Origin of the sequence: Streptomyces zinciresistens K42 (assembly GCF_000225525.1) — a bacterium.
In the GTDB taxonomy this organism is placed as follows: domain Bacteria; phylum Actinomycetota; class Actinomycetes; order Streptomycetales; family Streptomycetaceae; genus Streptomyces; species Streptomyces zinciresistens.
On sequence record NZ_AGBF01000380.1, the window covers coordinates 1 to 2,806 of the forward strand.

Genomic DNA, 2,806 nt, shown 5'->3' on the forward strand with positions numbered 1-2,806 from the left:
CTCAGGCCAACGAGAAGACGGAATTCAGACTCCGGTTCCGCGATTGACCATGAAGCCCGAATAGCCCATCATTGACCACTCCCCTCACCTGCAAGCAGGGCCCGGAGACGCCTAACCTCTTCCACAAGGCGCGGCACAGCCTCCCGCGCCATTGCGATGAAGGCCGCGTTCTCGTCCCAGCGTTCGTCGCCAGAATCGACGTATCGCGGATGCTGAACCAAAGTTGCGGCAATCATGTCTCGATGATCAAAGTTCGGCCACCTCTCGGCAGCACCAGTGTCGGGAGCCGTGCTCACCGCCACAAGATTCATGGCGGAGTCATCGTCCAAGGTCCTAACGAACCAAGGCGCCGGAGTGGCCGCAGAGCACAACTCCTCGATCTCCTCGAGTTCATCTTCACGCATGTAGCCACCTTCTACCAGCCTGTTTACCCGGTCTGGGGTGCCCCGCAAGCCAGCAAGCACGGGGCACCCCAAACAGCATGATCAACTAATATCGCTCACTCGAATATCCGAGCCTTTCGATATTTTTATAGACTCTCTTGTCGTTTGTGATGATCGACAATCCATCCTGTATCGCCGAATGCAAGACCGAAGCGTCGTCGTCGGCAATCATCGGATTGAAGGACTTACCCTTCCACATGCCCCTGAGGCGAGCCTGGAGTGAAGCAACGCCTTCGCTGGTGGAAGCCGGTCCCATGCGTCCTCCCCGCTCCGACAACCAGCTACCAATGGCATCTGCCGAGTGTCCACCTTCGAGTAGTTCACGATGAGCAGTCGGTGAAAGCACCGGGGCGCGCCCCGTCAAGGCGGCATCTACTTCAGCGGTCTTTGTGCCCGAGAGGGCATCCGTCACTGCATTCGTGTCGACTGCCACCTCGCCGCAGTTGTGAACCAGGACCGGCGCATCCCCCGCCAGGCGCCGCCTGACGGGGCTTCAAATTTGCGTGTGTATGTGACCTACTGGCCCCCGATGGACTCGCGGAACCGCCGCACCTGAGAGATGGTCGTCGACCACTCAGAAATTTGGTTCCCGTCCTCGTCGACCAAACTCCGAGCCTCCACATATCGCCAAGGCTCTTGTGGATTGAACTGTTCTTCGAGGCCGTCCAGGAAGATGATCGAGTTTTGCACGTAGACATCTTCCCCTTCCCGGTAGATAGGCCAGCAGAAGATGAAGTTAGCGGTCTCCGGGTCCGTGATCGAAGAGATGAGGCACGAGGTCGAATTCTTGCTCGCCTCAAGCTCCCTCAGGGCTCTCTCCCAACTTCGAGAGTAGTCACCCACCGTCCAGAAACTCAGGTCCATCGGGAATGATTCTGAGAAATCCCCGACTGTGACCCTACCGGTGGCCTCGGAAGGTGACGAGACGCCACCCTCCGAGGCGAGATCACCGATCACTTCGATCGCGAAACGGTTATTCCTTGAGATAGTTGAGGTCTGGGTCATAAGTACCGATCCGTTGGCCCTTGCGGTTGAACATCTTCCAGCCGTTCGACACATTATGCCCGTCAACATCCGGCGTGATGTAGTTCTTCCCATTCGAGAAGACCACCTGGCCGTGTGAATTGAACGGAGCCTTTTGCGCAGGGATTCTCGTCCTGTACCCAAGGGCCCCCGCCCTGTCCCCTACGGTTCCGGCGTACAACTCCCGGTTCTGCGCACTTCGCGCGGCTACCGAGTCCGGATGATAAGGATCACCCTTGAGCGCCGGGGAAGAGGTGTACCCCTCAGGAAGATCACAGTTGCTGTTGTGAACGAGTACCGGCGTCTGACCAGCGAGTACATAGTACGTGTGCTACGCGACCCCTCTCTATCTGCGTATTCGCAGATCAGCGCCGGTTTCGGTTCCGCTGGTGTCCGTGGTTGTGCGGGGGAATCCGTGGGTGTTGCCGTCGCTACTGCCGTCAGGGACGCGGGCGGCACGGTCGCGCTACGGCTGATGCGGTGGCGGCGCAAAGGGACTCTACTGCCAGGCTCCGGGCTCGGCGCGGAGAATGGTGCGGGCGGTCTGCTCGTACACCCCGTGGCCGGTCGTGGCGCAGTGTCCGGCGATCCAGCGGGCCAGCTCGTCCGGGGTGTGCAGGGTGCCGGAGGTGGCACCGCAGTTGTGTTCCTCGCCGTGACGCAGACCGCTTCGAGGTCGGGGGTGTGTCAACTTAACGGCTGATCTTGGTTGTTGAGGTGTCAGTTGTTGTTCGGGGTCAGGCGGCCTTCGAAAGCGATCTGGAAGGCGTTCAGGGGCGCCTTCCAGCGCATGGTCCACCTCCTGCGGCCCTTGCCGGTCGGGTCCAGGCTCATCAGGGCCATGTAGATGCACTTCAACGCGGCGGCCTCGTTGGGGAAGTGACCGCGAGCCCGGACGGCCCTGCGGATGCGGGCATTGACGCTCTCGATCGCGTTCGTGCTGCAGATGACCTTGCGGATCTCGACGTCGAAGGAGAGGAAGGGGACGAACTCGGCCCAGGCGTTCTCCCACAGCTTGATGATCGCCGGATACTTCCGGCCCCAGGCTTCCTGGAACTCCCCGAACCGTTCCGCCGCCGCGTCCTCGCTGGGGGCGGTGTAGACGGGCTTGAGCGCCTTGGCGACCTTGTCCCAGTCCTGGCGGGCCGCGTAACGGAACGAGTTGCGCAGCAGGTGAACCACGCACGTCTGGACAATCGTGCGGGGCCAGACGGTCTCCACGGCCTCGGGCAGGCCCTTGAGCCCGTCGCGGACCAGCATCAGCACGTCGTCCAGGCCGCGGTTCTTCAGCTCGGTGAACACATGCAGCCAGTACTTGGCGCCCTCGCCGCCGTCGCCGG

General features: G+C 61.2%; 6 protein-coding genes. All 6 read right to left on the reverse strand.

The features are described 5' to 3' along the window. Window positions 1–68: 68 nt before the first annotated feature. Complete coding sequence (locus SZN_RS36510) at window positions 69–404, reverse strand: hypothetical protein (protein WP_007505730.1); 336 nt, start codon at window positions 402–404, stop codon at window positions 69–71. Window positions 405–489: 85 nt separating this feature from the next. Next, on the reverse strand, window positions 490–876 hold the full coding sequence (locus SZN_RS39505; RefSeq protein WP_244313493.1) for a hypothetical protein: 387 nt from the start codon (window positions 874–876) through the stop codon (window positions 490–492). Window positions 877–959: 83 nt separating this feature from the next. Continuing rightward, window positions 960–1,448: a hypothetical protein gene (locus tag SZN_RS36515; protein WP_208865895.1), complete on the reverse strand. Its 489-nt coding sequence runs from the start codon at window positions 1,446–1,448 to the stop codon at window positions 960–962. Further along, the gene (locus SZN_RS39510) at window positions 1,417–1,647 is read right to left on the reverse strand and encodes a toxin C-terminal domain-containing protein (protein ID WP_086021501.1); all 231 of its coding nucleotides are present in this window, start codon (window positions 1,645–1,647) and stop codon (window positions 1,417–1,419) included. The genes SZN_RS36515 and SZN_RS39510 overlap by 32 nt, the downstream gene beginning before the upstream one ends. Window positions 1,648–1,965: 318 nt before the next feature. After that, on the reverse strand, window positions 1,966–2,157 hold the full coding sequence (locus SZN_RS36520; protein ID WP_007505735.1) for a DUF7848 domain-containing protein: 192 nt from the start codon (window positions 2,155–2,157) through the stop codon (window positions 1,966–1,968). A 29-nt stretch (window positions 2,158–2,186) separates the two neighbouring features. Then, window positions 2,187–2,806: IS256 family transposase (locus SZN_RS36525; protein ID WP_007505737.1), on the reverse strand; the 620-nt coding region annotated here is incomplete at its 5' end.

Excerpts from the sequence above, each read along its gene's own strand:
- SZN_RS36510 (WP_007505730.1), bottom strand. The coding sequence starts at position 404 with ATGCGTGAAGATGAACTCGAGGAGATCGAGGAGTTGTGCTCTGCGGCC.
- SZN_RS36515 (WP_208865895.1), bottom strand. The coding sequence starts at position 1,448 with ATGACCCAGACCTCAACTATCTCAAGGAATAACCGTTTCGCGATCGAA.